Genomic DNA, 23,683 nt, shown 5'->3' with positions numbered 1-23,683 from the left:
GACGGGGCCGGGACGCCAGCAGGCCGCGCAGGAACGCCGCCGGGCTCTGCTGCGGCCAGAGCCGCTCGACCAGGTTGGCCAGCGCCGGTTCGCCGCGCGGGTCGACGCCTGACCGGTCCTGGACCAGGTCGGCGAGCCGGTCACGGAACAGCTGACGGCGACCGTTGTACGGCAGGTCGGCCGCGGCGGCGGCGTCGAGTGCCTGCTGCACCTGCTCGCCGGGCAGGGTGACGAACCGGCTGCCGAGCAGCAGTCGCTCCGCCGGGTCCGGGGTGCCGATCCGGTTGCGGAGCGCCCGGTCGAGCAGGCCGGCCATCCGGGCGTCGCCCTTGATCCGGGCCACCGCCGCCGGCTCGGCCCGGCCACGCCGTACCGTCGGGGCGAGCCGGCTGATGTCGCGCAGCTCGACCTCGGCGTCGCCGAGCCCGGGCAGCACCTGGCCGATGTAGCGCATGAACGTCGGGTGCGGGCCGACCACGAGTACGTCGTCGGCGGTCAGCTCGGAGTGCTGGAACAACAGCCAGGAGACCCGGTGCAGGGCGATGGCGGTCTTGCCGGTGCCCGGGCCGCCCTCGATCACCAGGACCTGCTGCAGCGGGGCACGGATCAGTTCGTACTGGGCGGCCTGGATGGTGGCGACGATGTCGCGCAGGGTGCCGGTGCGGCCCCGGGCCAGCTCGGTGAGCAGCTGCGCGTCGACGCCGGCCCGACCCGACCCATCGGTCGACCCGCCCGCGATCCCGGCGGCGATCCCGGCGAACAGGACGTCGTCGAGGTGGTCGATGACGTTGCCGGTGCACTGGAATCCGCGTTTGCGCGCCAGGCCCTGGGGCTCGTCGGGGCTGGCGGTGAAGTAGCGGGCCGCGGCCGGCGACTGCCAGTTGATCACCAGCGGGTCGCCGCCGTCGGGCGAGCCGATCAGGTGCCGCCCGAGGTAGTACGCCTCGCCGGACTCGTCGTCGATGCGGCCGAACGCGACCGCGTCGGCGGCGCCGCCGAGAGCCCGGGTGACGGCTTCGGCGTGGTGGCGCAGTCGGGCGGCGGTGGCCCGGTCGGCCCCGCTGCGGGCCAGCGAGCCGAGTGCGGCCACCCGCCGGTCGCGTTCCCGGGCGGCGGCGTCGAAGTACGCCTGTTCGGCGGCGATCTCCGCTGACATGTCGGCCATGTGCACGCTCCCCGGGTCGGCAGACCCGGCACACCGTACCGGTGCGGGCGGGAGCCGGACAGCCCCCGAGTGTGCAGGACCGCCGACCCGGGACGCGGTGGTCCCGGGTCGGTGGGCGAGCCGTGCCGTCGTTCGTCGGCTCTGCCGATCAGACGAAGTTCACGTCACTGCACCACATGTAGGCCTGGTCGAGGTGGGACGCCTGCCAGATCACGAAGACAATGTGGTGTCCGGTGTAACCGGAGGTCGAAACGTTGAAGCTGATGTTCTGTGCCGGCGCGTACCGGCCGGTCTGGGTGATGAAGTCGAGGTTTCCCCACCCGAGCCGCTGGGTAGCGGGGTTGAACCCGTTCTTGCTCACGTAGACCCGGAAGAAGTCGGCGCCATGGCTGGCCTGGTCGTACAACTGGATCGTGAAGTTGCGACCGACGTTGGTCTTCTTCCACTGTCCGGGCTGGTTCAGGCTGTTGTTCCGGGAGAGGGCGTTGCTGCACAGCTGACCATCGGGGGTGCGGCCCTGGAAGCTGCCGCCGAGCCCGTCGCGCAGCGCGCTCATCCAGTTCCACATGGTGTCCGGGTTGGCCTGGAAGGCCTGCCAGCACATCGGGTCCTGCTGCTGCATGGCCGGGTTCATGTGCTGGTGTCCCCAGTCCTGCCAGCACTGGTAGGCGCGGCTCGCCGGGTTGACGATGGTGCCGTGAGCCTGCGCCGCGCCGGTGAACGGCAGCATGCCGGCCATCAGGGCGAGCAGCAGAAAAAGCGCTCGAACAGGCTGGCGGGCGGCCGGTCGGGATCGCCGACCGCGTTGATCGAGGTTGCGTGAACGCACGGTACATCCTCCGTTCCTGGGCGCTCATACGGGTGCGGGCGCTTCCACCCGACTATCGCACCCATTGGTCTAGATATCGATGATTGTCTATAGATATCTGTTATTGTCGGACTGCCCGGAGGCGCCCCCGCAACGACTCCGGGCAGTTCCCGATCCAGGAAAGCGTTGATCTGGCAATCAGCGATCAACAGTTGCCGACCTAGTCGGCCGCCAGCGACTCGACGACCGGTTGACGCAGCGCCCGGCGGGCCGGCAGCAGCGCGGCGACCGCCGCCACCGCGACGACGACCCCGAGCTGCGTCCAGGGCAGGTCCAGCCGGAAGATGTCGTCCTCGGCGCTGTTGAGCACGGCGAGCGCGCTCGCCGCCCCGGCCACCCCGATAGCGATGCCGCACGCCGTACCGCTGACCGCCGTCAGCACCGCCTCGGTGGCGAGCATCCGGCGCAGCTGGCCCCGGGTCAGACCGACGGCCCGCAGTAAGGCGTTCTCCCGGGTCCGTTCGACCACCGACAGGGTCAGGGTGTTGGCCAGACCGAGCAGCGAGATGAGGATCGCCAGGGCCAGCAGCGCCAGCACGAACCGCAGCACCGTGTCGACGGTACTGGTCCGCGCCTCGGCGTACGCCGCCCGATCGACGAACGCCACGAACGGATAGCTGACGACGATCGACTCCACCGCCTCGCGGGCGGCCTCGGCACCGACGCCGGCTGCCGGGTCGAGCTGCACCAGCCAGGTGTCGATGTCGGGGTAGGCGGCGGTGACGTCGATCACCCGGCCCGGCCCGAAGTCCCGCACGTCCCCGTCGGCCACCGCCAGCTCCGCCTTGGTCAGCAGGTCGGGGTGGCCGGCGGCCACGTCGAAACCGCCCGGAGCGCCGTACACCTCGGCGCCGTCGAGCACCACGCCGAGTTCCGGTAGGTCACGAAGCCGGTCGATCAGCTCGGGCGGCACCGGGTCCAGGTCGGACTGCACCAGGAAGGCGGCTCCGATCCGGACGTCAACCTCCCGCTCCACCGCTCGTTTGACGCTGTGCCCGCCGACCGAGAACGCTGTCACCAGCCCGATGCCGATCACCAGCGCCATCGCGGTGGCAGCTGCCGGTCAGGCCGTACGGGCCGTTGGCGAGCACCCACGCGGAACCGACGACGGCGACGATGGCCAGGTCGAACAGCAGCTCGCGGCCGCGGATCATCCAGCTCGGCGGGGTCGGGGTCGGCATGCTACGAGCGTACCCAGGTCAGGCACTGGACCCGGCCGACCGTTGGCCCGGGTCAGGCGTTGGACTTGCCGACCATGGCTCCGGCGATCACCCGGTCCATGCCGGGCAGCCCGGCGGCGGCCAACGCGGCCCGCCGTAGGTGCAGCCACCACCGGTGCTCCGGCACGAACCAGCGGACCCCGCGCCGGGCCACCTGCTGTTTGTCGGTGACGACCGGCCGCATCGCGGTCTCGTAGCGGCGCAGCGCTATCGCCAGCACGCCGGGGTCGGCGCCGGCGGCGGGGTCGAGTGCCCGGGTCAGCTCGGCGGCGAGGGTCTGCGCCCCGGCGACGGCCAGCGAGGCGCCCTGCCCGGCGAGCAGGGACACCGCCTGGCAGGCGTCGCCGACCAGGACCACCCGGCCCTGGCTCCAGGCCGGCATCTCGATCTGGGCGACCTGGTCGTAGTAGATGTCGTCGGCGGGTGGACAGGCGGCGAGCGCCCGCGGGGCGATCCAGCCGAGGCCGGCGTACTCCTGCCGCAGGGCCGACCGGGGATCGGCCGGCAGCTGCGGGTCGGTGGTCCGGTGCACGGCGAAGACGGCGATCCGCCCGTCGCGCAGCACGTAGCAGCCGAGCTGGCGCCGGGTGCTGTCGGTGAGGGCGAACTCGTCGCCGATGGCGTCGCGGGCCGCCGGGTCGTCGAACACCCAGGCGGCGGTGTGGAAGCCGAGGTGGCGCAGGTAGTGCCGTTCGTCGCCGAAGGTCAGCCGACGGACGGTGGAGTGGATGCCGTCGGCACCGACCAGCAGGTCGGCCCGGTGGACGGTGCCGTCGACGGCGGTGGCGTCGACCCGGTCGGCGCGGTGGTCGATGCGGGCCAGCCGGCTGCCGTAGCGCAGCGCGACCCGGCCTGGCAGCGCCTCGCGCAGGATCCGTTCCAGGTCGGGACGCATGATGCTGACCAGCCGACCGTCGACGATGTCGGCGAACCGGGAGTAGCTGAGGCTGGCCCGGCGGCGGCCCTGATCGTCCCGGTAGGTCAGCGCGGTGACCTGGTAGCCGTACTCGTGCAGTTGCGGCAGCAGCCGCATCCGTTCGATAGCGTCGTAGCCCGACCCGAAGAAGTCGATCATGTAGCCCTCGGTACGCGGCGCCGGCGCCTGTTCGAGGACGGTCACCGCCCAGCCGGCGGCGTCCAGCCGGTGGGCCAGGGCCAGCCCGGCGATCCCGGCGCCGCAGATGACCGCCTTCACTGTCGGTCCCCTTCCGTCGTGGCGTTGTCGGTGGTGCTCATGCTGAGCTGTCGGTGATGTCGTTGGTGACCAGGCGGATCAGCGGTCCGGCGACCGCGTCCGAGGTGAGGCCGGATGACAGTGGACGGTGCAGCATGAGGCCGTCGAGGGCGGCGGCCAGCACTGCGGCGCTGCCCGGCGGGTCGGCGACGCCGTGGCCGGCCAGCCACTCGGCGATCCGGCCGCGCAGCCCGTCGAGGATGCCGGTCAGCACCTGGCGCAGCTCGGCGTCACGGGCGGCGGCCAGGTACACCTCGGCGAACAGCAGGGAGGTCGGGTCGGTGCCGGAGTATCCGTCGAGGGCGGCGAGCAGAGCCCGTACTCCGGCCTCGGGGCTCACGGCCCCGGTGAGCAGGGTGTCCAGCTCGCCGGCGAGGTCGGTCATCGTGCCGGTGGCCGCCTCGATCAGCAGCGCCCGCACCGAGGCGTAGTGGTAGTGGACCAGCCCGGGGGCGACCCCGGCCCGGTCGGCAACGAGCCGGGTGCTGACGGCGGCCCAGCCGCGCTCGGCGATCAACGCGACGGCGGCGGCGCGCAGCCGGGCCCGTACCTGCCGGCCGCGTTCGGCGGCGGTCTGCGTCACGTCTCACCTCCGGAACGGCGACTGTTGGGCGATTGCCCTGGACGCTCGTATTGGGCGACCGCCCAACAATCTACCACGCCAACCCGGTCCGCGAAATCGGCTCTGGATTCCGGGGTGCCACCCGTGCGACCCTGTTTGCAATAAGTAGTCGCCCGATCACCAATGGCTACCCCTCGGCCGGAGGCGTGCGTGAGCGAGCTGTACCGGACGCCGCACCACCAACCACCACCAGGCAAAAACAGCGACACGACCCCGATGCAGGTGCTGGTCACCGGCATCACCCCGCCGGTGCCGTCCGCGACACACGGCGCGATGACCACCCTCGTCGGCCTACGCCTCGACGGCCCCCAGCGCTGGATCCGGTTCGACGAGATCCCCGCCCACCCGCTCAGCCAGACCGCGCCGGTACGGCGGTACGACATCGTCTCAGCCATCGCCAAGCCGGACCCGGCCGATCCCCGCCCGGAGAGTTGGCGAGTCCACGACGCAACCCTGCGGGTCCGTCACGAAGCCCGGCGGTGGCCCGGACGCGCCGCGATCCTGCACCGGCACGCCGAATGGTCCATGTGCGACCTGGAAGACTCGGCGGCACGGCACCCCGACGCCCAGTCACTGGCGCTGATCCGGGTCGCCGAACTGCGCTACGTACGGGTCAACCGGACCCCGGTGGCACCGCCGGCCGAACGCTGGTCCGCCGCCACCTGGCGCCGCACCGAGCCCGACCTGTTCCGTCCGGTGGTGCACGACCTGCTGCGCCGACCGCCGTTCACCGTCGCCTACCGCTACCACTGCCACCATCCGGTCTGCCGCAGTCACGTACAGGACTTACGCGACTGGGACGTGGTGGCATACCAACGCGCGCGGCAGAAATACTGCGGGCTGCCGCTGCGGCGCGCGCTGGCACGTGAGTTCTGGTGGCCGTTGTGCCAGCCCGGCCGCGAGGTGGCGTTCCTGGTCGGCAGCCGCCGCGACGCCCCGGCCACCTTCGACATCCTGGACACTGTCATCCTCCGCCGCTAGCCCCGTCCCCTTCGGACTGGTCAGGGACTCCGGGCGAGTTGCCGTCCGGTCTCGGCAGCCTCCGGCAGGCCGAGCACGGTGAACAGGTCGTGGGCCAGGATCAGCTGTTCGCGGGACTCCTGGTCGGCGCCGAGCGCGTGCAGCACCCGCGAGAGCACCGCATAAGCGTAGGCCTGATCTCGCTGGTCACTGAGCCGCTCGCAGTGCCCGGCCGCCTGCCGGGCATGCCGGAGAGCGAGCTCCAGCTCGCCGGTCTCCCGTAAGGCATCCGCCAGCCGGTAGCGCGCCCTCGCCTCCCGCACGTGCAGACCGGCTGACACACACAGATCGAGGCACCGGCCGAACCATGACACGGCGTCCTCGTACCGCTGCTGGTCGACCGCCGCAAACCCGAAGACATACCACGCGTACGCGGTCGCGCCGTCGTCCAGCAGGTCGTCGAACGAGTCCAGGGCCTCCCGGCAAGCGCCCTCGGCCTCGGCAGACCGTCCACGGTAGGGCTCAGCGCGATCTTCGAGGCGCTGGAGCACCACCTTAGTGGACTGCGCGGCCTCGCTGGCGGCGGGACGACGCTACGCCGCGCGGGTGAGATCTCCCGCGACGTGACGCTCAGCCAGGACGTGGCGCTCGGCCTGCTCGGGGAATTGCCCGACGGGCCGATGGGGTGCCTACCCTTCCGGGTGGTGACCAGCGGCGCCGAGATTGACGTGCCGCTGTTCCTTCCGTGCCGGACTACCTCGACGAGGAAGCCGACCCGCTGCGGGACAGTCTGGGTGACCACTACGACTACACCGGGGTGAGCCGTTACTCCTGCAACAACGGCTGGGCGGCGGAGACCATCACCGGTCAGCGGCTGTACCTGATCGACATGACCACCGATCTGGGCGTGCCGGCGATCTTCGCCTACCTTCCCACGCAGGATGGCGAACCGGCCCGGATCCGCGGCTGGGGCGCCTCACTCTCCCGCCACTATGCGATCGCCCGTGCGGTGAGCGAGCTGGTCCAGGTCCACCTGGCGTCCTCGCTCGGGAACATCCACTCCGCGTTCGCGGCCATGGCGCCCGTCCGGCACGACTGGACGACGCCCTACCCCGCGCTCCATGCCTGTTACCGAAGCGACTTCAGCACCCGGCTCGGCGACGCCATCCTGGTGCCGTACCGGGACACGGAAGCGCCGGACACCGCGGTTGGCCATTTCGACGCGCTCATCGATGCCCTCGTCAGACGCGGCTTCACGCCGCTGCAGCGAGACCACTACGTCACCGGCAACCTGGCCGTGGTCAACATCTTCGTCCCCGGCCTGGAGCGGTTCATGCTCGTCACCGACGGACAGGTGGTGGTGCCGGGGAAGCGCGGCATGGCGGTCAAGAACAACGGAACACCACCTGGCGGCTTCTTGAACAACGCCGAATAGCCCACGTTGATCATGGCACTGGGTCGGTTGCCGCTGGCCGGCCGAACACCAGACACGTCAAAACAACGGTGACAGGTATCTGGTGTTCGGCTCGTGCACCCGGCAACCGGCCGGCCCTGGCGCGGCGGGCCCGGCCGGCCGGACAATCGGCAGCATGGCGATGCTGTGGCTCGGCGGAGCGGTGCTGCTGACCCTCCTCAGCGGCTTCCTGTTGGGCCAGGAACCGGGACTCACCTTCGTCACGGCCGTCCTGGTGCTGTGGGCAGCTGCAGCCGCCTACGTGGTCGCCGCCATCTGGCCCGCTCGCGCAGCTTCCGGTAACCGGGCCAGCCGGTTGACGACGGTCGTCATCACCGGACGCACACTGCTGGGGATCGCGGTCGGAGCGCTCAGTCTCGCCTTCGCCGGCGCGTACGGCGAAGGCAACCTTTCGCCGTACGGCGAACAGGTCACCGCCGAGGTCACCGATGTCCGTGACGGGTGCGTGCCGGGCACCGAACTGTGCCACCCCAGCTACCAGCTCTCCGTCGGCGGCGACGATCTCGGCTGGGTTCCGTTCTGTGGGCCGGCCGAGCCGGTCGGCTCGATGGTCGAGGTCGACATCGACCCACTCGGTCAGCGAGAGCCGCTGATCGTCTCCTGTATCCCCGGGCGGGACGCGGGACGAACGATCACCACAGCGTGGCTCGGTGGCGTCGGCGCCATCGGCCTGGTGGCTGTCGTCGGCCCAGCCTGGCGTGCCGCCCGCTCCCGGGGCCTTCGTCGACCCGACGTCACCGAGCCGGGCTGACCCCGGAGCCGGAGTCAGCCGACCAGCTCGTCCGGCAGGTCGGCCAGGAGCTTTCTGGCCTCGGCGACATCCGGGTGGTCGGGGCCGTACGCGCGTACCAGGACGGCCAGCGACTCGCGCAACGTCGCGGCGGCCGCCGCCACCTGCCCGGAGCCCAGCTGCAGCAGCCCGATCTGCCGGCGCAGGTCGAACGTACCCGGATGGTCTGCGCCGTGCTGCCGTACCTCGTCGGTGAGCAGGGCGTCGAGCAGCTGCAACGCCTCGGTCGACTGCCCGATCAACGCATGACAGGTGGCCTCCTTGAGCCGGCAGGCCACCGCCAACTCAGCAGCCGAGCCGCCGGACGCCGGGCCGGCGACGGAGCCCGCAGCGCCCGCAGACGCGGCGGAGCCGGCTGCGGCGGCCAGATCAGTGGCCAGCTCCCGGTACACGGGGATCGCGCCCCGGTAGTCGCCGCCTTCGAACAGCACGCTCGCCAGCTCGAACCGCAGGCTCGCCACATCACCGTCGGTGGGGCCGAACACCTGCGACGCCGGACCGGCGACATCGGCGAGCACCTCGGCCGCCTGGTGGAACCGGGACTGCCGGACCAGGCGGCCGGCTTCGCTGCGGGCCCGGTCCAGCGCCGTACGACTGAGCGTCGGCTCAGCCTCAGCCGACGGAGCAGACAGCTCCGACGCAGCCGGCGCAGCTGGGGCCGCCGGGTCCGGGCGGGCAGCCAGCACCCGGCCGAGAACCTCCGCGTACATCCGCACCGGGCTGGGCCGTGTCGGCGGCGCCAGCGCCCCGGGCAGCGGGCCGAGATCCGTCGCGTACGGCAACAGCCGGCGGTACACCTCGTCGGCGCTGCCCGGCCGCTCGTCGGGGCGCTTGGCCAGCAGCGCCGCCAGCAGCTGCGCCAGCTCGTCCGGCGCGTCCGGAGGAAGCCGCCGCAACGATGTCGGCACCCCACTGACCTGCTGGTTCATCAGTACGTACGGGCTGGAGCCGGTGAACACCTGTGCGCCGGTGAGCATCTCGTGCAGGGTGCAGCCGAGCGCGTACAGGTCGGTCTGCGGGCTGCTCAACTCGGCGCGGATCTGCTCCGGCGCCATGTACGCCGGGGTGCCCAGGCTCTACCCGGTACGGGTGATCCGGGACAGGTCGGTACGGTCCAACGCCACCGCCAGCCCGAAGTCGAGCACCTTCACCCCGCCGTCCGGCTCGACCATGAGGTTGTTCGGTTTCAGGTCGCGGTGCACCAGCGACGCCCGGTGCGCCACCGACAGCACCGCGCAGGTCTGCGCGGCGATCGCCGCCGCCCAGCCGACCGGCAGTTGGCCCTGCTCGGCGACCAGGTCGGCGACGCTGATCCCGCCGACCCGCTGCATCACCAGGAACGGCCGGCCGTCGTGGCTGCCGACGTCGAACACGGCCGGCACCCCGGGATGCTGCAGCCGGGCGGTGATCCGAGCCTCCCGGAAGAACCGTTTCACCAGCTCCGGGTCGGGTTCGAGGTCGGGGAACCGGATGAACTTGACGGCGACTTCCCGCTCCAGCTTCACGTCCCGGCCGAGCCACACCTCGCCCATCCCGCCCCGCGCGATCATCTGCTCCAGCTCGTAACGGCCTTCGCTCAACGCCGGCAGGCTCACCTCTCGCTACCTCTCCGCAGCAGTCGACGGTGGTCGCAGGGTGCCGTCGGCAAGCCCGGCGAACCCTTGCCGGATCAACGCCTCCCCCAGCGACACCGTGCGCCGGAGACTGTCCTCGAAGGTGACCAGCCGCCGGAACGCCTCACCGTAGCCGCGTTGCTCGGCAAACGGTAGTCGGGGGATCACCACCCGTCGGGCGTCGGTGCGGGCCAACGCCGACGAGCTGCGCACCGCACCACTGGTCCGGCTCTGCGCCGCGCGCAGAAACCCGGCCAGGAAGTACGGGTCGACCCGCGCCGGGTCGACCCGGAACAGCAGCAGCTGCGGGCCGAGCACCGCGCCGCCGCTGTCCAGCACCCGCGCGGCGGGTTCCCGACCGACGACCTGGTCAGCGCGTTCCTGCGCGACTGGCACGCCACCACCGTCTGGCAGACCCCCACCTCATCCCGTTGACCCCGCCGGGCTCGTCTGACAGACGTGCAAGCCGTCGTCAACGCTCGGCGCGGTTCTGCTCGCGGAGCTGGTGCAGCAGGGCGGTCCAGCGCTTCGGCACCCCCAGGTCGAGGAACTCGGCCTTCAACGCGGCGATCTTCCGCTCCCGGTCGGCCAGCATCGCCTGCACGGCCGCGGTCAGCTGCGAGACGAACGCGCTCTCGCCCAGCCGGGTGACCGTGCCCTCGGCGAGCTGCACGGTCCAGGAGAGGGCGCCGGTGGTGCGTACCGTGATCGAACCGTCCGGTGAGCCGCCGGACGCGACCACCTCGTTGAGCGCCCGCGCGTACGCGGCCTGCCCTGGTGTCTGCTCGGGTCGGGCCGGCGGGTCGACGACGACCCGGAACGCCGCCGACCGTCGCTCGTGGAGATCGTCCTGGACCGCTGGAACGCGACCCACATCGCCTGCCCGAGCCGGCTCAGCTGGTGGGCGAGGGTGTCGTCGGTGTAGCGACCGTACGCCGCGTAGCTGAAGCTGATCCGCAAGTCCGTACCGTCGGTGGTGTCCGCCCAGATCGCACCGTCCGGGGACGACGCGGAGATCGGCGGGCGGCGGTCAAGGTCGGGCTCGCTCATCTCTCCCCCGTTCCGCAGGTCACCTGGCCACCGTCGAAATCCGCCCCGGACAGCGACGGCAACGAGACGACAGTCGATTGCCACACTGTGTTAGGACTAGGCGGTGAAACGAACTGCGCGTGGGCTCGCTGCGGCACTCGTCGCAACGGCGACAGTCGGAATCCCGCTGCCGGCACTGGCGGCCGACGCGGTCTCTCCGGTCGAGCCGCTGGCGGCCGAGGCGGCTCCGGCCGACGGATCGACGGCGACGCTGTACGCCGGAACCGGTGAGGCCGGGTACTCCGGCGACGATGGTCCTGCCACGGCGGCGGCGCTGAACCAGCCCGGTGGGGTCGCCGTCACGCCGGACGGGGTCGTGTACGTCGCCGACACCGGCAACGGGGCCGTCCGGGCGATATCCACCGACGGCGTGATCCGCACCGTCCCCGTGGGCGAGTTCACCCTCAGCTATCCGAGCAGTCTGGCGGTCGACGCGGCCGGGACCATCTACATCGGTGACAGTGGCAACGCCCGGATCCTCGCTCTGTCGCCCGACGGCGACGTGACCCTGGTGGCAGGCGGCAACGGGGCCGGGTTCGCCGGTGATGGCGGGCCGGCCGTCGAGGCGCAGCTGCGCGACGTCAGCGGGCTGACCGTCGACGCCGACGGCGGGTTGGTCTTCGGCGACCTGCGCAACTACCGGGTCCGGCGGATCAACGCCGACGGCGTCATCGACACCCTGATCGGCAGCGGCGACGTCGGGCTGGTGGCGGGCGGCGACGCGGTGAGGTTCACCTTCCCGTACGCGCCGATCTCGACGGCGGACGACCCCGACGGCGGCCGCTGGGTGGCGAGCACCCTGCTGTACGGCCTGTCCGACAACGTGATGCGCGCGGTGGTCCGCGACGGCGACAGCCGGTGGACGTACTCCGAATCGCAGTCAGCGGAGATCCCCGCCGGTGCTTGGCAGGGCAACCTCTACCTGGCCGTCACCGCGAACGCCCGGTACCTGTCGACCGACGACGGCCTCTACCGCTTCCACCCGGACAGCCGGGTGGAGACCCTGCTGGCGAATCCGTCGATCGCCGGCCCGCTGGCCATGGTGGACGACCAGCTCGGCTACCTGGTGGACCCGCTCCAGCACAAGGTGTACCGGTTGGAGCTGCCGGCGATCTCCGCCGCCGGTCCGGGCAACGGCGGCGACGCGGATCCCGACGGCGCGGTACGGCCGTGGTGGGTGCTGGCCGCCGGGGTCGCGGTCGCGGTGACGCTGCTGGTGGCGGTCGTCGCGGTACGCCGCCGCAAAGCATGAACGCACGACCGCTCGGCACATCGCCGGAGCGGCTCCATCGACCATCGACCGGGGGTGATGGTGATGCCGGAGGATGTCACCGGTGGTGACCTGTACGCGCTGTGGCGGGTGTCTGAGGCGCTGCTGCCGCGCGTGGCGGACGTCTACTACGACGCGAACCGGCTGGTCGCGGCGGCGGACGGCGCATCCGGGCTGACCTTCGCCCTGACCATGTGGAACACGCTGCGCTACGAACTGCAGGACATGTACGCCGAGATCGGCGGTGTGGTGCTGGACGGCGCGACCGCCGTACGGGACGCCCGCCTCGCGTACGAGGCGACCGACGCGCAGGCCGCGAGCGAGCTTCAGTCGCTTCTCGCCGACCCGTGGCGCAACTCCACCGACCCGGCGATCGCACCGCTCGCACCCGGGTCCGAGGACGATCCAGGTACGCCGATCCCCGCCCCACGGCGGTCCGACGGGTCCTGAAGGGGGCGACAATGGGCAACGCCGACACTCCGGCCGAGTACGCGAATCCGAAATTCGTTTCGGATCTGACCGATAAGGCCGAAAAGCTGCGGCAGGAGTTTGTCCGGCAGACCCTGCAGGACATGCGCTCCTACCTGGATGCGCTGCTGGAGGAGTACAACAAGGCCAACCCGGACCGGCGGGCGTACACCATCACCTCCGGGGCGTTCTCCGTCGTCATCAACAAAGGCCCCGGGCTGCCGAACGAGGAGGTGGTCCTCGCCGAGGCGGAGATCAGGCAGTGGGAGTATGCGATCGAAAACGAACACTACGCCTGGGTTGTCCCCACCTTCAATAGCTACCTGATGCCGGACCCGGACGAGGCCAACCTGGCCATCGACAATCTCGGCAAGATCGCCGCGATGTTCGGCGGATCGGTTGCCGAAGCCGGCGAGCTCGGCAACCGCGACATGGGGCTCACCGGCCTGCAGACCGTCCGCGACCAGATGGAGAACCACTGGGAGGGTTCGTTCCAGCAAACCTTCATCGGCAACTTCGTCGCCCCGCTGGAGAACGGGCTGGCCTGTCGGGCCGCCGCCGCCCGCATCGCCAAGGAGCTGTTGGAAGCCAACAAGATCAGCAAGATCGCCCAGCGGAAGGCCGTCCTCGACCTGCTAGACAAGGCGATCGCGGCCCTTGGTGACCTCGGCGCGGGCGGCAAGTCAGCCAAGAGCTACACCTGGAGCACCCTGGTCGGCATCGCCGCCGGCACCCTGATCGCCACCACCGGCGGCATGGCAGCCTGGGTCGGCGCGGTGATCATCTCGACCAGCACCCTGGCGCAAGGGCTGGAGGTGGGCAGCGACGCCGAGCCCGTCGAGATCGGCGGCACCACCGCGCAGGACATCGCAGTCGCGGTGCAGCGGGCGCTGACCAAGCAGAACGAGAAGTACGTCGACGACGAAACCAAGGTCGCGGACGCCCTCACCCGACTGCACCAGGACGTGGCCGCCGCCCGCAACGTGGTCGGGCAGCTGGGCGTCAACCGGCCCGACCTGCACGGAGCCTCATCCGCCGACATCCGGCGCGGCCTGACCCCGTCAGACTGACCTGACCCCGGCAGACTGACCTGACTCCGTCGGGCTGAACGACGAAGCCGGATGTCGGTGGGGCGTGGCACCCTGACCGGGTGAACGTCGAGGAAGCCGTCCGACTGCGCCGGGCCCGGGACCTGCTGGACCGGGAGTACGCCCGCCCGTTGGACGTGCCGGCGATGGCGCGGGCCGCGTACATGTCGCCGTCGCATTTCACCCGGTTGTTCCGGGCCGCCTACGGCGAGAGCCCGTACGGCTATCTGTCGACCCGGCGGGTCGAGCGGGCCAAGGCGCTGCTGCGCCGTGGCGACCTGAGCGTCACCGACGTCTGCATGGCGGTCGGGTTCACCTCGCTCGGCTCGTTCAGCTCCCGCTTCACCGAGCTGGTCGGCGAGTCGCCCAGCGCGTACCGGGCCAGGTCACACGCCGCTAGCGCGGCCATCCCGGCCTGCTACGTCAAGGCCGTCACCCGCCCGACCCGCCCGGCCGCGCTGCGCCTTACTGTTCATTGACGGCTGAAACGAGGCTTGGAGCTAACCGAACAGCTCACGGATCACGCCCATGGCTCGTGGCGAGATCGCCTCGTCCGGATAGAAGTCACGGCACAACCGCACGGCATCGTCCACCGTCGCGACCTCGGCCAGTGCAGCGAGGGTACGAAGGTCGTCCACGTCGCGTGCCCGTGCCGCGAGAGCCTTCATCGCGAAGATGTGCTCGGGCGAAGCCGCCATGACGCGAATGCCGGGATGGTCGAAGACCCGCCGTCGCCCCGGGTCCTCTTTGCCAGACACGTACACACTGGCCTGCTCGTTGAGCCACCACGGGGGCAGTCCTAGTTCGTCGGCCACCGCACGCGCCTCGTCGAGAACGACGCCGTGCGGCACGAACATCGCATCGACGTCCCTGGTCACCCGTTTTGCGTCATAGGCCAGCGCCATCGCGGCACCACCGACGACGAAGATGTCAGCAACGACCCCTCGACGGACGAGCCGATCACCCAGGCTACTGAACGCTCGCTCAAGTTCCGCGCGCCCCATCAGGACGCCGTCTGAGCCGGTCACGCCGCTGCCAGGTCGTGGACGGACAGGTACACCCCATGCTTGCGAAGGGCGGCTGGCGCCCACGCCAACGCATCTGCCCGGTGGACTGCCAATTCGGCAGGAAACCATGGTCGGCGCAGCACCCGCGCCTCAGCCCATTGCGGCGGGGCGACGTCCGCCTGAGCGAGCAGATGCTCTGCGAGTGCCGCGAGTAGCGCGTCCCACCGCTCGTCCCCGGTCTGCTCCGGTTCGTCCAGCAGCAGCGTCACCCTGGTGTCCGCCGGCTCCCAGCGGAACTCCTCCAGGAACTCCCACACCAACTTCCACCGGGTCTGGTCGACGTCTGTGGATGCCAGATGGCTGGCCAGCACTGCCAGACTCATCGGTTCGTAGCCGGTACCCACAACGCGAACCTCACTTTCCGAACCTCGGCATCACTTCGGCACCATCAGCTTCAGGCTACCGGGCGACGGCCTGTCCAGGACCGGCCGGAGTATCAAGTCGGTTTGGAGAAGCCCAGGTCAGCCGGCCGGCGTAGCGTCGCTGGCATGACAATCAAGCTTTCCCACACGTTCCTGCTCGTCCGCGATCAGGACGAGGCACTGAAGTTCTACCGCGACGTGCTCGGCCTGGAGGTCCGCACCGACGTGCCGTTCGAGGGCGTCCGCTGGCTGACCGTCGGCCCGCCCGGACAGCCGGACGTCGAGATCGTGCTCGAAGTCGCCGCGATGGGTCGCGCCGCCGACCAGGAGACCCTGGAGCTGCTGCTCGCCAAGGGCTCGCTCAGCGGGCTGATCTTCCTGGTCGACGACGTGGACGCGACGTTCGAGCGGGTCCGGGCCGCCGGGGCGGAGGTCATGCAGGAGCCCATCGACCAGCCGTACGGGGTACGCGACTGCGGTGTCCGCGACCCGTCCGGCAACAACATCCGCTTCTCGCAGCGACTGCCGCAGTAGTCGCACCGCCGCTGCGCCACCCGCGCGTCGAGTGGAGGGCTGGGGTACGCAATTCGGCGGAGGTTACGTACCTCAGCCCTCCACTCGACGAGTTTCACGGGCGGCGACGGGCCGGCCGGGTCACCGCGCCGGGGCGGCGCAGCGCGTCCGCCCGTACGACGATCGAGCGGAAGCGTTGGTCCTCGCCGCCGACGACCTCGACCCCGACCAGATGGACCCATTCGATCCCCGGATGCTGCGCCCCGTCGTCGACCCGGGTGACCCGCAGCACGAGCCGACCGAGGCCGTAGCAGTAGTCGCCGGTATTCAGCGAAACCGTGTCGCCGACTTTGACCAGCGGGTCATTTCTCATTGTTGATCATTTCCACCGGCTTGCCGCCGCGCAGCAGCTCGGCGAACCACTCGTACGCCCCGAAGTCTTCCACGCGTAGAAATTGCAGCGCGGTGTCCATCGGGCGGCATCCGTCGGTCAGGCAGACCGGGCAGCCGGCCCACTCCGCTGAAGGCCAGTGGTCGGTGACGACGCTCGTCGCGTACCGGATGGCGACGTCACGGGTCTGCTCCTCGCTCAACTCGGGGATGGCCGGCGGTTGGGAACCTGGTACCAGGACACTCATTTCTGCCCTCCGCTGATCCTCGGAAACTTGTCCTGCGAACACTCTGGACTCCGCCGGCACTCTCCCGTAAGGATGGATCGGCATACCCGTGAAATCACTCACGTACGGAGGGGTAAGCGGTGGACATGATCATGTGGATACGCGCGCTCAAAGCAGCGCGCGTCGCCGCCGGAGTAAGCCAGGACGGGCTCGCCGAGAAGATCAATTGGAGCGCGTCGACGATTGCCGCGATCGAGACGGGCCGACGCAAGCCGACCTTCAAATTTGCCGAGGAAGCCGATGAGGCGCTGGACACCGGCGGCCTGCTGACCGAGCTGCTGGACCGCGCCGAACGCCAACGCACCCCCGCCTGGTTCATCGCCTGGCGCAAGCAGGAAGCCCAGGCCAAGCGCCTCCGCACCTTCCAACCGACGGTCATCCCGGGCCTGTTACAAACCGAGGAGTACGCCCGAGCGATCCTCACCGCTGGTGGCCTGCATACGCTGGCCAAGGTGGAGGAAATGGTCCGCGTTCGGATGGAACGGCAGGAGTTGCTGACCCGCGACGACCCGCCAGAGTGCATCTTCATCTTCGACGAGTCGACCTTGTGCCGACCGGTGGGCGATCACGCCATCCTCGACCGGCAACTCCAGCACCTTCAGGAGGTCGCCAAGCTGCCGAACGTGCGGATCCACATCCTGCCGACCGAGGTCGGCGCGCATGCCGCGCTCGGTGGCGGCTTCGCGGTCGCCCAACTGCCCGACCTCGACCCGATCGCCTACTTGGAAACCGCCACCAAGGGCCAGGTCGCCGACGACGAGGAGACGATCGAGCTACTCAACCGCCAGTGGGACAGCCTGCTCGGCGACGCCGCCTCCACCAGCGCATCGCTCCGCATCATCGCGAAATATAGGCTGACACCATGACGACTCCTGACGGTCTGCACTGGCGCAAATCCAGCCGGTCCGGCGACACGGGCGGCAACTGTGTCGAGGTCGCCGCCGTGTGGCGCAAGTCCAGCCGTTCCACTAACACCGGTGGCGACTGTGTCGAGGTGGCCGACAACCTGCCCGGTCAGGTCCTGGTCCGCGACTCGAAGGACCGAGACGGCGGCACCCTCACCTTCTCCCCCACCGCCTGGACCACCTTCCTCACCCACACCCCCGCCCGCTGACCCCACCCGTACGTGCACAGCCGGTCGCCTTCGCCAGCCACCCTGGCGAGGCGACCGGCGCTCACGGTTGAGCCACTATGACTTGATTGGCTCTGGGGCCGGATATCGCTGTCCATAGGTGCGCGTCGTCCGGCACTAACAGCAGCCGCCCGCCCCCAATGGAGACCGACTTCTCGCGTCGGTGAAGGGCGAGGTCGTACACGGAGAGCTCCACGCCATGCTGGCGCTCGCAGCTGAGACACGGCTCGTGTGCCGGTGGCGTACGGAGTCAGCTGACCGACGGACCACCCCGGCCCGCCCGAAACTTGTACGCAGCGATACCGACCGGCGGGCTGGTATGCCTTCGGGGTTGATGCCACAGGCGCATCTTGATGCACCTGTGGCATCGAGACTGTGGCAACACTCTGCCCCGGGAGCCGTGACGAGCGGCACGCCGCCCACCGAACCCGCGCCGGACGGCGAGCAGCCGGACGCGCTGCGGTCGGCATCGACGGTTGCCAGGCTGTACCGTGGCAGAGCCGCCTTCGGTCCGCATTGGAAAGTGGGAGTACGCATCATGGCCACACCGACCGTGAATGCCCTTGATCCCAGCCGACGAAGGCGAAAGATCCTCATGCCTCTGTCCGTAGTGGTGCTTGTCGGGGTGGTGACTGCCTGCGCCGCGATCGCCCTGCAGACGCGGGGCCAGCCCGACACGACCGCTACCCCCACCACACCGTGCATCGGCCCACCGGATCGAGCAACACCGTCGGCAGCAGCGACAGCGACTGCCGCGCCGGACGGCAACGGGCTCGACGTGGTCGAGTCCGGCTTCACCCAGCTCGGCAGCAGCTCGGCACCGATCACCCGCAACGCCGTCGTCAGCATCGGCGCCGTCGTTGCCAACACAAGTACGCACACCGCACACCGTGCCCTGGTGACCTTCGACGTCCTCGACGGAGAGGGTGAGTCCGCCGTCCTCACCACGATCCTCGACCAGCCCCGGGAGATCCCGGTCATCCTTCCCGGCGAACGCGTCGGCGTGGGCGGCCAGTTCTGGATCCGATCCGAGGACGGCCAACGGGTCGAGGTCGCCCGAGTGAACGCCACCATCTCCGGCGCAACCTGGACCGCAACCGCCGACACGGCAACCGCCGACACCGCAGACGCGGGGACCGCAGAGGCGACCGCACCTGGTGATCCGACCGCAGCCGGCAACCCGACCACCGCTGGCGGAATCACTACCCGGCATCTGGAGACCCGACGGCACGACACGGACCAGATCGACGCCACGGTCACCTACGAGGTCCACTCACCGTACTGTGGGGAGTGGACCTCGACCGGCACGAGCGCGGTCTTCCGCGACGCCGCAGGCACGGTAGTCGGCGGTGGCTTCGACCCCGCCATCTCGCCGTACGGCTGCCTGCCCGGCCGGCATCCTCGCTCGGCGCTGCTGCTGCGCAGCCTGCCGCCGGCCGCAGCCGAGGCCCGGACAGAGGTTCACCAGCTCTGCGCACCCCCTGACGACCCGCAACGATGAACAACGGGAAATGGTCCGAAACATGAAACACGAACACCTCGGCAAGCTGCTTCCCACCGCCGCGATGGTCGGTGTACTGGCGATGTCGGCGGCCTGCACACCGGGGCCGTCGACATCCGATGATGTCGCCGAGCCGCCGGCCGGGTCGGGCGGGCAGCCCGCCGGAGCCGATCCGGCCACGAATCAGCATCCGCTGCTCGCCGCCGCGCTGGAGATGGACCCGCAGGTACGTGCCGTCGTTGGCCGGCTCACCGAAGCGTGCCTGCGCGACGCCGGCATCGACCGGTTTCCCGCCCAGCTCCCGGCCGGGCTTCCCGGGCCGGCGGTCGTGCCTCCGCTGCAGCCACCGACGCTGGACGAGGCAAAGACGAACGGGTACGGCATCCGCGCGGCCGAGACCGCCGACCAGGCCGACGCCGGCACCAACGCCGGTGCCACCACTGAACGGTTCACCTGGCCGTCACCGGCTGAGGAGCGTCGCTACCAGGAGGCGTTGACCGGTGCCGCAGACGGCGAGACGCTCACCGACGACGCCGGCAACCCGACGCTCGGCGGCTGCGTCGGCGAGGCCCGGTCCGCCGTGTACGGCGAGGTTGCCGCGCCGCCGAGCCCGGTGACCGTGATCGACGAGGCGGCACGCGCCGGTTACGCCGCCGATCCGACGGTGACCTCGGCGACGGCCGCCTGGTCGGACTGTCTCCAGCAGGAAGGCCAGCCACTGCTGCTCGACCCGGCGGACGCCCGGCGCTTCGCCCAGTACTTCCACTACCCGGTCGGTGAGCGGCCCGGCGGACCGGTGCCGGAGGGCGGCCCGTGGTCGACCGAGGTGGCCCGGAGAATGGAGATCGAGCTCGCCGTCGCGGACGCCGGGTGCGCCGACCGGACCAGCCTGCGTAAGGCACAGCGGCTGGCGTGGGAGGAGGCGCTGGACGCTGCGGTCGACCGGCACGGTAGGGAACTGTCCGGATACCGGGATGCGATGGCCGCCGCGCTGCGGCAGGGCCAGCAGGCGATCGCCGACTGAGCCGTACCGGAAAGTGACGGATTGACGACAGGAGCTCAGCAGACTGATCATCCTCACCTAGAGTCACCGCAACCTCCCTGCACCACCTACGGAATGTGTCCATGTAGTACGTTGGGGTAACCGCGGCAGTCCATCGGCTCAAGAGTGGGGAACAGGCGCGCCATGCCCGCATCGATCCGGCTCCGGCCAACCGTGCCGGCGGCGCTCGCCGTCGTCCTGATCGCGGCCGCCGCCGTCACCGCCGCCTGCTCACCCGACTCGGAGCCCGACCCGGCAGCGTCCTGTATCGAGGCACCCGACGGCCCACTCACCGGCACCGCCGGCCCGTCCGCCGAGGCACCAGACGGCGGCGGGCTGCGGGTCGTCGAATCCGGCGTGACGATCGTCCCGCCGGTGCGTCGACCCGGCTCGGCGACCGCGAGCATCGGGGTGATCGTCGAGAACACCAGCGGGTACGTCGCCTACCGCACCCGGGTCTCTTTCGACGTGCGCGACGGCGCCGGCGACACCGTCGTGGTCGGAGACGGCGGCGGGACGGTGCTGCTGGAGGTGCCGTTGCTGCTGCCCGGTGCCCGGTCCGGCGTCGGCACCGCCGTGTACGTCGACGAGGCGGCCGACGCCGCCGACCGGGTCGAGGTGGACACCACGCTCGGTGCCACCACCTGGGTCGAGCACCGGCCGGACGAGGTCGCCGGGGTCACCACCACACACGACCGCACCACCATCGTCGACGCGGAGTCGCATAGTGGGATCGTGTACTACCGGATGGCGTCGCCGTACTGCACCGGGCTGTTCACCCGGGGCGTCGGCACCATCTTCCGGGACACCACCGGCCAGATCGTCGGCGGCAGCATCGACGGCGACAAAGGACCCGGCCGGTGCGACCCGGACCAGGCAGAGCAGCTGACGTTCATCACCGACAGCATTCCGTCGAACATCGACGACTCCCGGACCGAGAGCTACCCCTACTGCGACTTCGGTCCCGCGCCCAGTTCGCCGGGGTGGTCGACGGCAGCTCCCTTCAACTAACCGGCTGACAGGGTCGGCCATTCGACGGGCAGAGGGAGGATCACGTGACGAACAGTGAGCCCAACAGCGGCACCAGGTTAGGCGCAGACCTGTACGGGCTCTGGCGTGCCGGCCGGGACAATCTCCCCACCGTGGCGGCGGTCTACTCGACGGCTGGCGACGTCCTCGAGGCTGCCGCCGTCGGCGTCGCCGGGGCGTTCGTCCGCTCGGGCAATCTGCCCGGGGTGCCGTACGGTCCGGCGTACCAACCATGGGTCGAGCTGCACGACCTCCTGGCGAAGATCTGCCACGACACGGCGGACAACATCGAGGCGACGGCGGACGCACTCTGCGTCGCCACCGTCGAGTACGCCCGTGCCGACTACGAAGCGGCCAGTGAGTTCGCCCGGTTGTTGGAGGTCAACGGTGAGCCGAGGGCCGACATCGGATGAGCTTCGACAACCTGATGCAGCACGCGTACGAGATCCAACAGCAGGCGACGTTGAAGGCGCTGACCGAGTCCGGGGCGCGCCCGGCAGCCCCGGCCGGTGAACCGCAACTGGCACCGCGGCACGGTGAACAGGAGTCCCGCCAACGGGTCGAGCAGATGTTCGGCGACATTCCGGAGCTGTTCCAGGCGTTCGCCGAGATGCCCGACCCAGCAGCGTTCGACAGTCACCGGAGCAAGCTCGACAAGTCCTTGGCGGAACTATCGTCTGGCTGGGTGTCGGATGATCCGGTCAGTGGGCGCACCTACCGCGCCAACCACGATCTCGACGAGATGCTCGACGCGGAGAGCCACATCGAGAGCTGGACGGGTCGGGCCGCGATGGAGTTCAAGAGCAACTTCATCTCCCCGTTCCCGTCGATCGTCTACAACCAGTTCATGGGGATCGCGGTCCTCAGGGCGGCGCTGGACGCGGAGCGGGAGATCTGGGTCCGGGCGCGCGACGACATCGACAAGATCGCCCACGACACGATCACCGCGCTGGACCGGATGGACGACTGCGGCAAGAACGAGTGGGTGATGACCTTCACCGTGGTGTCGTCAGTGGCGGCGGTGGCCGGTGTGGCGCTCGCCCCGGTCAGCTTCGGGCTCTCGCTGGGGTTGACCGCTGTCGGGGCCTCGTCACAGGTGGCGGCTGCCGGGGTGCCCGACGACCCGCCGGCGGTCCGGTTCCAGGGTGAGACGGCGCCGGCGGTCGTCGACTCGATGCGCGATGCGATCCGGCTGCTGCACGGCTACATCGGCGAGCAGGAGCAGAAGATCGCCCACGCGCTAACCAGCTGCTGCCAGGCCGTGGCGCAGCAGCGGGACAGCTTCGTCGCGAAACGGCCGGCGCTGGCCGACGCGACCCAGTCAGACGTGACCGGGCCGCTGTTCATGGGCTACTCGACCTGACGGCGACCGCCCACCTCGACCGCCCCACCTCGACCGTTTAGCTCGACCATCCACAACGCCTCTCCACACACCCACTTCGACGACACAGACTGGGGGAACGGATCTCGTGGGACTGCTGGCAGACCGGCTCGACAACATGCACGTGACGGCAGTCGCGCCGGGCGGCGCGATCTCCGGTGAGCTGCGCGGCCGCGACTGCGTACGGGTCGCCTTCGCCGCCGGCCGCTACCAGTGGCTTGACGAACGCTACGTCGAGCAGCAGTTGGCCGGGCTGGGCCGGCTGTTGTGGGCAGGCAGGATGAAGGCGTACTGGGCGGCGGTCAGCGAGGCGCTCGGCACCCCGGTGTCCGGCGAGGACCCGCCCGTCGGGCCGCGCGATGTCGACTACCAGTCGGCCCGGGGCGGTATCGTCGCCGAAGGCCGGTCCGACGACGGTTCGGTGCAGATCGAGGTTCGCGGGATGCGGGACTGGACGGTGCGGATCGTGCCGGGCAGCCTGCGCCGGTTCCGGGAGGACGAATTCTCGGTACGCGTGCAGCAGGCCGCCACCGCACTGATCCGCGACCAGTTTGCCCAGGTCCGCTCCTTGAAGGACACCATCTACGGTACGGCCGGATAGTCCGGCCGGCAGGGGTGTGACCGCCGTCAAGTTGCCGACATGGTTTCCGCTTGGCCTGCACGGGAACGCCAAGGATCGATACCGTGGTCAGGGGAGGCAGTCATGCCGGTTGCAGCGGGCACCAGTCCGGTGGCGGAGTCGACGGTCGGCGCGTGGATCGCCCGGTGGATCGTCGGCGCGTCACTCGGGCAGATCGTCTTCGGCGGCACGGTGCGGCTGGTGCTGGCGGTCCTGATGGGGGCCTTGCTCGGCGGTCTCGGTGTCTGGTTGCTGATGCGGCACCGGGCCGCCCGCCACCCGGACCAGGCCCGTGCGGCCCAGGCACACTCGGAGCAGGCACACTCGGAACGGATCAGACCGAAGCGGACCCCAGTGAAGCAGGCTGCGGGGCCGCGGATCCGCTATTCACCGCTGGCGCCGCCGGGCCGGGGCCGCCGCTGAGCCAGGCCGGCACCTGAGCCAGGCCGGCACCTGAGCCAGGCCGGCACCTGAGCCAGGCCGGACCGTCGGCGCTGCC

The 23,683-nt window shown here is 70.3% G+C and carries 29 protein-coding genes and 1 pseudogene; 17 read left to right on the top strand and 13 right to left on the bottom strand.

What is annotated here, in order from left to right; translation table 11 throughout:
- The 5 genes from ACXAHD_RS10835 to ACXAHD_RS10815 form a co-directional block, all read right to left on the bottom strand.
- The coding region (locus tag ACXAHD_RS10835; RefSeq protein WP_475050149.1) for a helicase domain-containing protein at positions 1-1,165 on the bottom strand (1,165 nt) is incomplete at its 3' end.
- A 148-nt stretch (positions 1,166-1,313) separates the two neighbouring features.
- Positions 1,314-1,994, bottom strand: coding sequence for a lytic polysaccharide monooxygenase auxiliary activity family 9 protein (locus ACXAHD_RS10830; RefSeq protein WP_281551564.1), 681 nt, complete (start codon positions 1,992-1,994; stop codon positions 1,314-1,316).
- A gap of 199 nt (positions 1,995-2,193) precedes the next feature.
- Positions 2,194-3,078: an ABC transporter permease gene (locus tag ACXAHD_RS10825; protein ID WP_281551565.1), complete on the bottom strand. Its 885-nt coding sequence runs from the start codon at positions 3,076-3,078 to the stop codon at positions 2,194-2,196.
- Positions 3,079-3,266: 188 nt separating this feature from the next.
- Complete coding sequence (locus ACXAHD_RS10820; protein WP_475050146.1) at positions 3,267-4,448, bottom strand: FAD-dependent oxidoreductase; 1,182 nt, start codon at positions 4,446-4,448, stop codon at positions 3,267-3,269.
- Positions 4,449-4,485: 37 nt separating this feature from the next.
- Entirely contained in the window at positions 4,486-5,070 is a 585-nt protein-coding gene (locus ACXAHD_RS10815) for a TetR/AcrR family transcriptional regulator (protein ID WP_289211291.1), read from the bottom strand.
- A 189-nt stretch (positions 5,071-5,259) separates the two neighbouring features.
- Here ACXAHD_RS10815 and ACXAHD_RS10810 point away from each other — a divergent pair, with 189 nt between their 5' ends.
- Positions 5,260-6,090 carry a hypothetical protein gene (locus ACXAHD_RS10810; RefSeq protein WP_475050143.1) on the top strand — a complete coding sequence of 277 codons (831 nt, stop codon included), beginning with the start codon at positions 5,260-5,262 and terminating at the stop codon, positions 6,088-6,090.
- Positions 6,091-6,110: 20 nt separating this feature from the next.
- Here ACXAHD_RS10810 and ACXAHD_RS10805 read toward each other — a convergent pair whose 3' ends face one another.
- Positions 6,111-6,620 carry a tetratricopeptide repeat protein gene (locus tag ACXAHD_RS10805; protein ID WP_281567273.1) on the bottom strand — a complete coding sequence of 170 codons (510 nt, stop codon included), beginning with the start codon at positions 6,618-6,620 and terminating at the stop codon, positions 6,111-6,113.
- A 194-nt stretch (positions 6,621-6,814) separates the two neighbouring features.
- Between ACXAHD_RS10805 and ACXAHD_RS10800 the strand changes: the two genes are divergently transcribed.
- Together ACXAHD_RS10800 and ACXAHD_RS10795 are read left to right on the top strand one after the other, a co-directional pair.
- On the top strand, positions 6,815-7,504 hold the full coding sequence (locus tag ACXAHD_RS10800) for a YcaO-like family protein (RefSeq protein WP_475050140.1): 690 nt from the start codon (positions 6,815-6,817) through the stop codon (positions 7,502-7,504).
- Between the two features lie 154 nt (positions 7,505-7,658).
- Complete coding sequence (locus ACXAHD_RS10795; RefSeq protein ID WP_289211293.1) at positions 7,659-8,294, top strand: hypothetical protein; 636 nt, start codon at positions 7,659-7,661, stop codon at positions 8,292-8,294.
- A gap of 14 nt (positions 8,295-8,308) precedes the next feature.
- Here ACXAHD_RS10795 and ACXAHD_RS10790 read toward each other — a convergent pair.
- The 3 genes and pseudogenes from ACXAHD_RS10790 to ACXAHD_RS10780 all read right to left on the bottom strand — a co-directional run bounded on the left by ACXAHD_RS10790 (position 8,309) and on the right by ACXAHD_RS10780 (position 10,820).
- A pseudogene (locus ACXAHD_RS10790) lies at positions 8,309-9,913 on the bottom strand (serine/threonine-protein kinase).
- 21 nt (positions 9,914-9,934) lie between these two features.
- Positions 9,935-10,342, bottom strand: coding sequence for a restriction endonuclease subunit S domain-containing protein (locus ACXAHD_RS10785; protein ID WP_281551572.1), 408 nt, complete (start codon positions 10,340-10,342; stop codon positions 9,935-9,937).
- A 76-nt stretch (positions 10,343-10,418) separates the two neighbouring features.
- Entirely contained in the window at positions 10,419-10,820 is a 402-nt protein-coding gene (locus tag ACXAHD_RS10780) for a hypothetical protein (protein WP_475050136.1), read from the bottom strand.
- Between the two features lie 279 nt (positions 10,821-11,099).
- Here ACXAHD_RS10780 and ACXAHD_RS10775 point away from each other — a divergent pair, with 279 nt between their 5' ends.
- The 4 genes from ACXAHD_RS10775 (at position 11,100) to ACXAHD_RS10760 (ending at position 14,340) form a co-directional block, all read left to right on the top strand.
- Positions 11,100-12,287 carry an NHL domain-containing protein gene (locus ACXAHD_RS10775; protein WP_475050134.1) on the top strand — a complete coding sequence of 396 codons (1,188 nt, stop codon included), beginning with the start codon at positions 11,100-11,102 and terminating at the stop codon, positions 12,285-12,287.
- A 63-nt stretch (positions 12,288-12,350) separates the two neighbouring features.
- The gene (locus ACXAHD_RS10770) at positions 12,351-12,755 is read left to right on the top strand and encodes a hypothetical protein (protein WP_475050132.1); all 405 of its coding nucleotides are present in this window, start codon (positions 12,351-12,353) and stop codon (positions 12,753-12,755) included.
- An 11-nt stretch (positions 12,756-12,766) separates the two neighbouring features.
- On the top strand, positions 12,767-13,843 hold the full coding sequence (locus tag ACXAHD_RS10765) for a hypothetical protein (protein WP_475050129.1): 1,077 nt from the start codon (positions 12,767-12,769) through the stop codon (positions 13,841-13,843).
- Between the two features lie 80 nt (positions 13,844-13,923).
- The gene (locus tag ACXAHD_RS10760; protein WP_281551577.1) at positions 13,924-14,340 is read left to right on the top strand and encodes a helix-turn-helix transcriptional regulator; all 417 of its coding nucleotides are present in this window, start codon (positions 13,924-13,926) and stop codon (positions 14,338-14,340) included.
- A gap of 21 nt (positions 14,341-14,361) precedes the next feature.
- Here ACXAHD_RS10760 and ACXAHD_RS10755 read toward each other — a convergent pair whose 3' ends face one another.
- Positions 14,362-14,889, bottom strand: coding sequence for a DUF6036 family nucleotidyltransferase (locus ACXAHD_RS10755; RefSeq protein ID WP_289211297.1), 528 nt, complete (start codon positions 14,887-14,889; stop codon positions 14,362-14,364).
- Positions 14,886-15,251: a hypothetical protein gene (locus ACXAHD_RS10750; protein ID WP_148083555.1), complete on the bottom strand. Its 366-nt coding sequence runs from the start codon at positions 15,249-15,251 to the stop codon at positions 14,886-14,888. The genes ACXAHD_RS10755 and ACXAHD_RS10750 overlap by 4 nt, the downstream gene beginning before the upstream one ends.
- 165 nt (positions 15,252-15,416) lie before the next feature.
- On the opposite strand from ACXAHD_RS10750, the gene ACXAHD_RS10745 reads away from it, so the two are divergent.
- A complete protein-coding gene (locus ACXAHD_RS10745) occupies positions 15,417-15,824 on the top strand; it encodes a VOC family protein (RefSeq protein WP_123603619.1) in 408 nt (135 codons plus the stop codon).
- Between the two features lie 94 nt (positions 15,825-15,918).
- Here the strand turns inward: ACXAHD_RS10745 and ACXAHD_RS10740 are convergent, their stop codons facing one another.
- Together ACXAHD_RS10740 and ACXAHD_RS10735 are read right to left on the bottom strand one after the other, a co-directional pair.
- On the bottom strand, positions 15,919-16,176 hold the full coding sequence (locus ACXAHD_RS10740; protein WP_148083556.1) for a hypothetical protein: 258 nt from the start codon (positions 16,174-16,176) through the stop codon (positions 15,919-15,921).
- Positions 16,166-16,441, bottom strand: coding sequence for a hypothetical protein (locus ACXAHD_RS10735; protein WP_475050123.1), 276 nt, complete (start codon positions 16,439-16,441; stop codon positions 16,166-16,168). The genes ACXAHD_RS10740 and ACXAHD_RS10735 overlap by 11 nt, the downstream gene beginning before the upstream one ends.
- 125 nt (positions 16,442-16,566) lie before the next feature.
- Here ACXAHD_RS10735 and ACXAHD_RS10730 point away from each other — a divergent pair, with 125 nt between their 5' ends.
- From ACXAHD_RS10730 to ACXAHD_RS10690, 9 genes are all read left to right on the top strand, one after another.
- Positions 16,567-17,346: a helix-turn-helix domain-containing protein gene (locus ACXAHD_RS10730; RefSeq protein ID WP_475050158.1), complete on the top strand. Its 780-nt coding sequence runs from the start codon at positions 16,567-16,569 to the stop codon at positions 17,344-17,346.
- The gene (locus ACXAHD_RS10725) at positions 17,343-17,594 is read left to right on the top strand and encodes a DUF397 domain-containing protein (protein ID WP_475050120.1); all 252 of its coding nucleotides are present in this window, start codon (positions 17,343-17,345) and stop codon (positions 17,592-17,594) included. Before ACXAHD_RS10730 ends, ACXAHD_RS10725 begins: the two co-directional genes overlap by 4 nt.
- A 613-nt stretch (positions 17,595-18,207) precedes the next feature.
- A complete protein-coding gene (locus ACXAHD_RS10720; protein ID WP_475050117.1) occupies positions 18,208-19,113 on the top strand; it encodes a hypothetical protein in 906 nt (301 codons plus the stop codon).
- Between the two features lie 22 nt (positions 19,114-19,135).
- A complete protein-coding gene (locus tag ACXAHD_RS10715) occupies positions 19,136-20,137 on the top strand; it encodes a hypothetical protein (protein ID WP_475050114.1) in 1,002 nt (333 codons plus the stop codon).
- A gap of 162 nt (positions 20,138-20,299) precedes the next feature.
- Positions 20,300-21,166 carry a hypothetical protein gene (locus ACXAHD_RS10710; protein WP_475050112.1) on the top strand — a complete coding sequence of 289 codons (867 nt, stop codon included), beginning with the start codon at positions 20,300-20,302 and terminating at the stop codon, positions 21,164-21,166.
- Between the two features lie 44 nt (positions 21,167-21,210).
- Complete coding sequence (locus tag ACXAHD_RS10705) at positions 21,211-21,597, top strand: hypothetical protein (protein WP_289211303.1); 387 nt, start codon at positions 21,211-21,213, stop codon at positions 21,595-21,597.
- Positions 21,594-22,547 carry a hypothetical protein gene (locus ACXAHD_RS10700; protein WP_289211304.1) on the top strand — a complete coding sequence of 318 codons (954 nt, stop codon included), beginning with the start codon at positions 21,594-21,596 and terminating at the stop codon, positions 22,545-22,547. Before ACXAHD_RS10705 ends, ACXAHD_RS10700 begins: the two co-directional genes overlap by 4 nt.
- Before the next feature lie 106 nt (positions 22,548-22,653).
- A complete protein-coding gene (locus tag ACXAHD_RS10695) occupies positions 22,654-23,166 on the top strand; it encodes a hypothetical protein (protein ID WP_289211305.1) in 513 nt (170 codons plus the stop codon).
- A 102-nt stretch (positions 23,167-23,268) separates the two neighbouring features.
- On the top strand, positions 23,269-23,607 hold the full coding sequence (locus tag ACXAHD_RS10690; RefSeq protein ID WP_281551597.1) for a hypothetical protein: 339 nt from the start codon (positions 23,269-23,271) through the stop codon (positions 23,605-23,607).
- The last annotated feature ends 76 nt before the right edge of the window (positions 23,608-23,683 follow it).

The sequence above is a fragment of the Micromonospora sp. ABR4_055 genome (genome assembly GCF_056160425.1).
Note: the sequence above shows the minus strand (reverse complement) of the source record. Positions and strands in the feature narration are given on the sequence as shown.

Bases quoted from the DNA above. Each gene is read 5' to 3' on its own strand.
- ACXAHD_RS10825 (WP_281551565.1), bottom strand. From the start codon at position 3,078: ATGGCGCTGGTGATCGGCATCGGGCTGGTGACAGCGTTCTCGGTCGGC.
- ACXAHD_RS10795 (WP_289211293.1), top strand. From the start codon at position 7,659: ATGGCGATGCTGTGGCTCGGCGGAGCGGTGCTGCTGACCCTCCTCAGC.
- ACXAHD_RS10770 (WP_475050132.1), top strand. From the start codon at position 12,351: ATGCCGGAGGATGTCACCGGTGGTGACCTGTACGCGCTGTGGCGGGTG.
- ACXAHD_RS10765 (WP_475050129.1), top strand. From the start codon at position 12,767: ATGGGCAACGCCGACACTCCGGCCGAGTACGCGAATCCGAAATTCGTT.
- ACXAHD_RS10750 (WP_148083555.1), bottom strand. From the start codon at position 15,251: ATGAGTCTGGCAGTGCTGGCCAGCCATCTGGCATCCACAGACGTCGAC.
- ACXAHD_RS10745 (WP_123603619.1), top strand. From the start codon at position 15,417: ATGACAATCAAGCTTTCCCACACGTTCCTGCTCGTCCGCGATCAGGAC.
- ACXAHD_RS10740 (WP_148083556.1), bottom strand. From the start codon at position 16,176: ATGAGAAATGACCCGCTGGTCAAAGTCGGCGACACGGTTTCGCTGAAT.
- ACXAHD_RS10735 (WP_475050123.1), bottom strand. From the start codon at position 16,441: ATGAGTGTCCTGGTACCAGGTTCCCAACCGCCGGCCATCCCCGAGTTG.
- ACXAHD_RS10730 (WP_475050158.1), top strand. From the start codon at position 16,567: ATGATCATGTGGATACGCGCGCTCAAAGCAGCGCGCGTCGCCGCCGGA.
- ACXAHD_RS10725 (WP_475050120.1), top strand. From the start codon at position 17,343: ATGACGACTCCTGACGGTCTGCACTGGCGCAAATCCAGCCGGTCCGGC.
- ACXAHD_RS10720 (WP_475050117.1), top strand. From the start codon at position 18,208: ATGCCTCTGTCCGTAGTGGTGCTTGTCGGGGTGGTGACTGCCTGCGCC.
- ACXAHD_RS10715 (WP_475050114.1), top strand. From the start codon at position 19,136: ATGAAACACGAACACCTCGGCAAGCTGCTTCCCACCGCCGCGATGGTC.
- ACXAHD_RS10710 (WP_475050112.1), top strand. From the start codon at position 20,300: ATGCCCGCATCGATCCGGCTCCGGCCAACCGTGCCGGCGGCGCTCGCC.
- ACXAHD_RS10700 (WP_289211304.1), top strand. From the start codon at position 21,594: ATGAGCTTCGACAACCTGATGCAGCACGCGTACGAGATCCAACAGCAG.
- ACXAHD_RS10690 (WP_281551597.1), top strand. From the start codon at position 23,269: ATGCCGGTTGCAGCGGGCACCAGTCCGGTGGCGGAGTCGACGGTCGGC.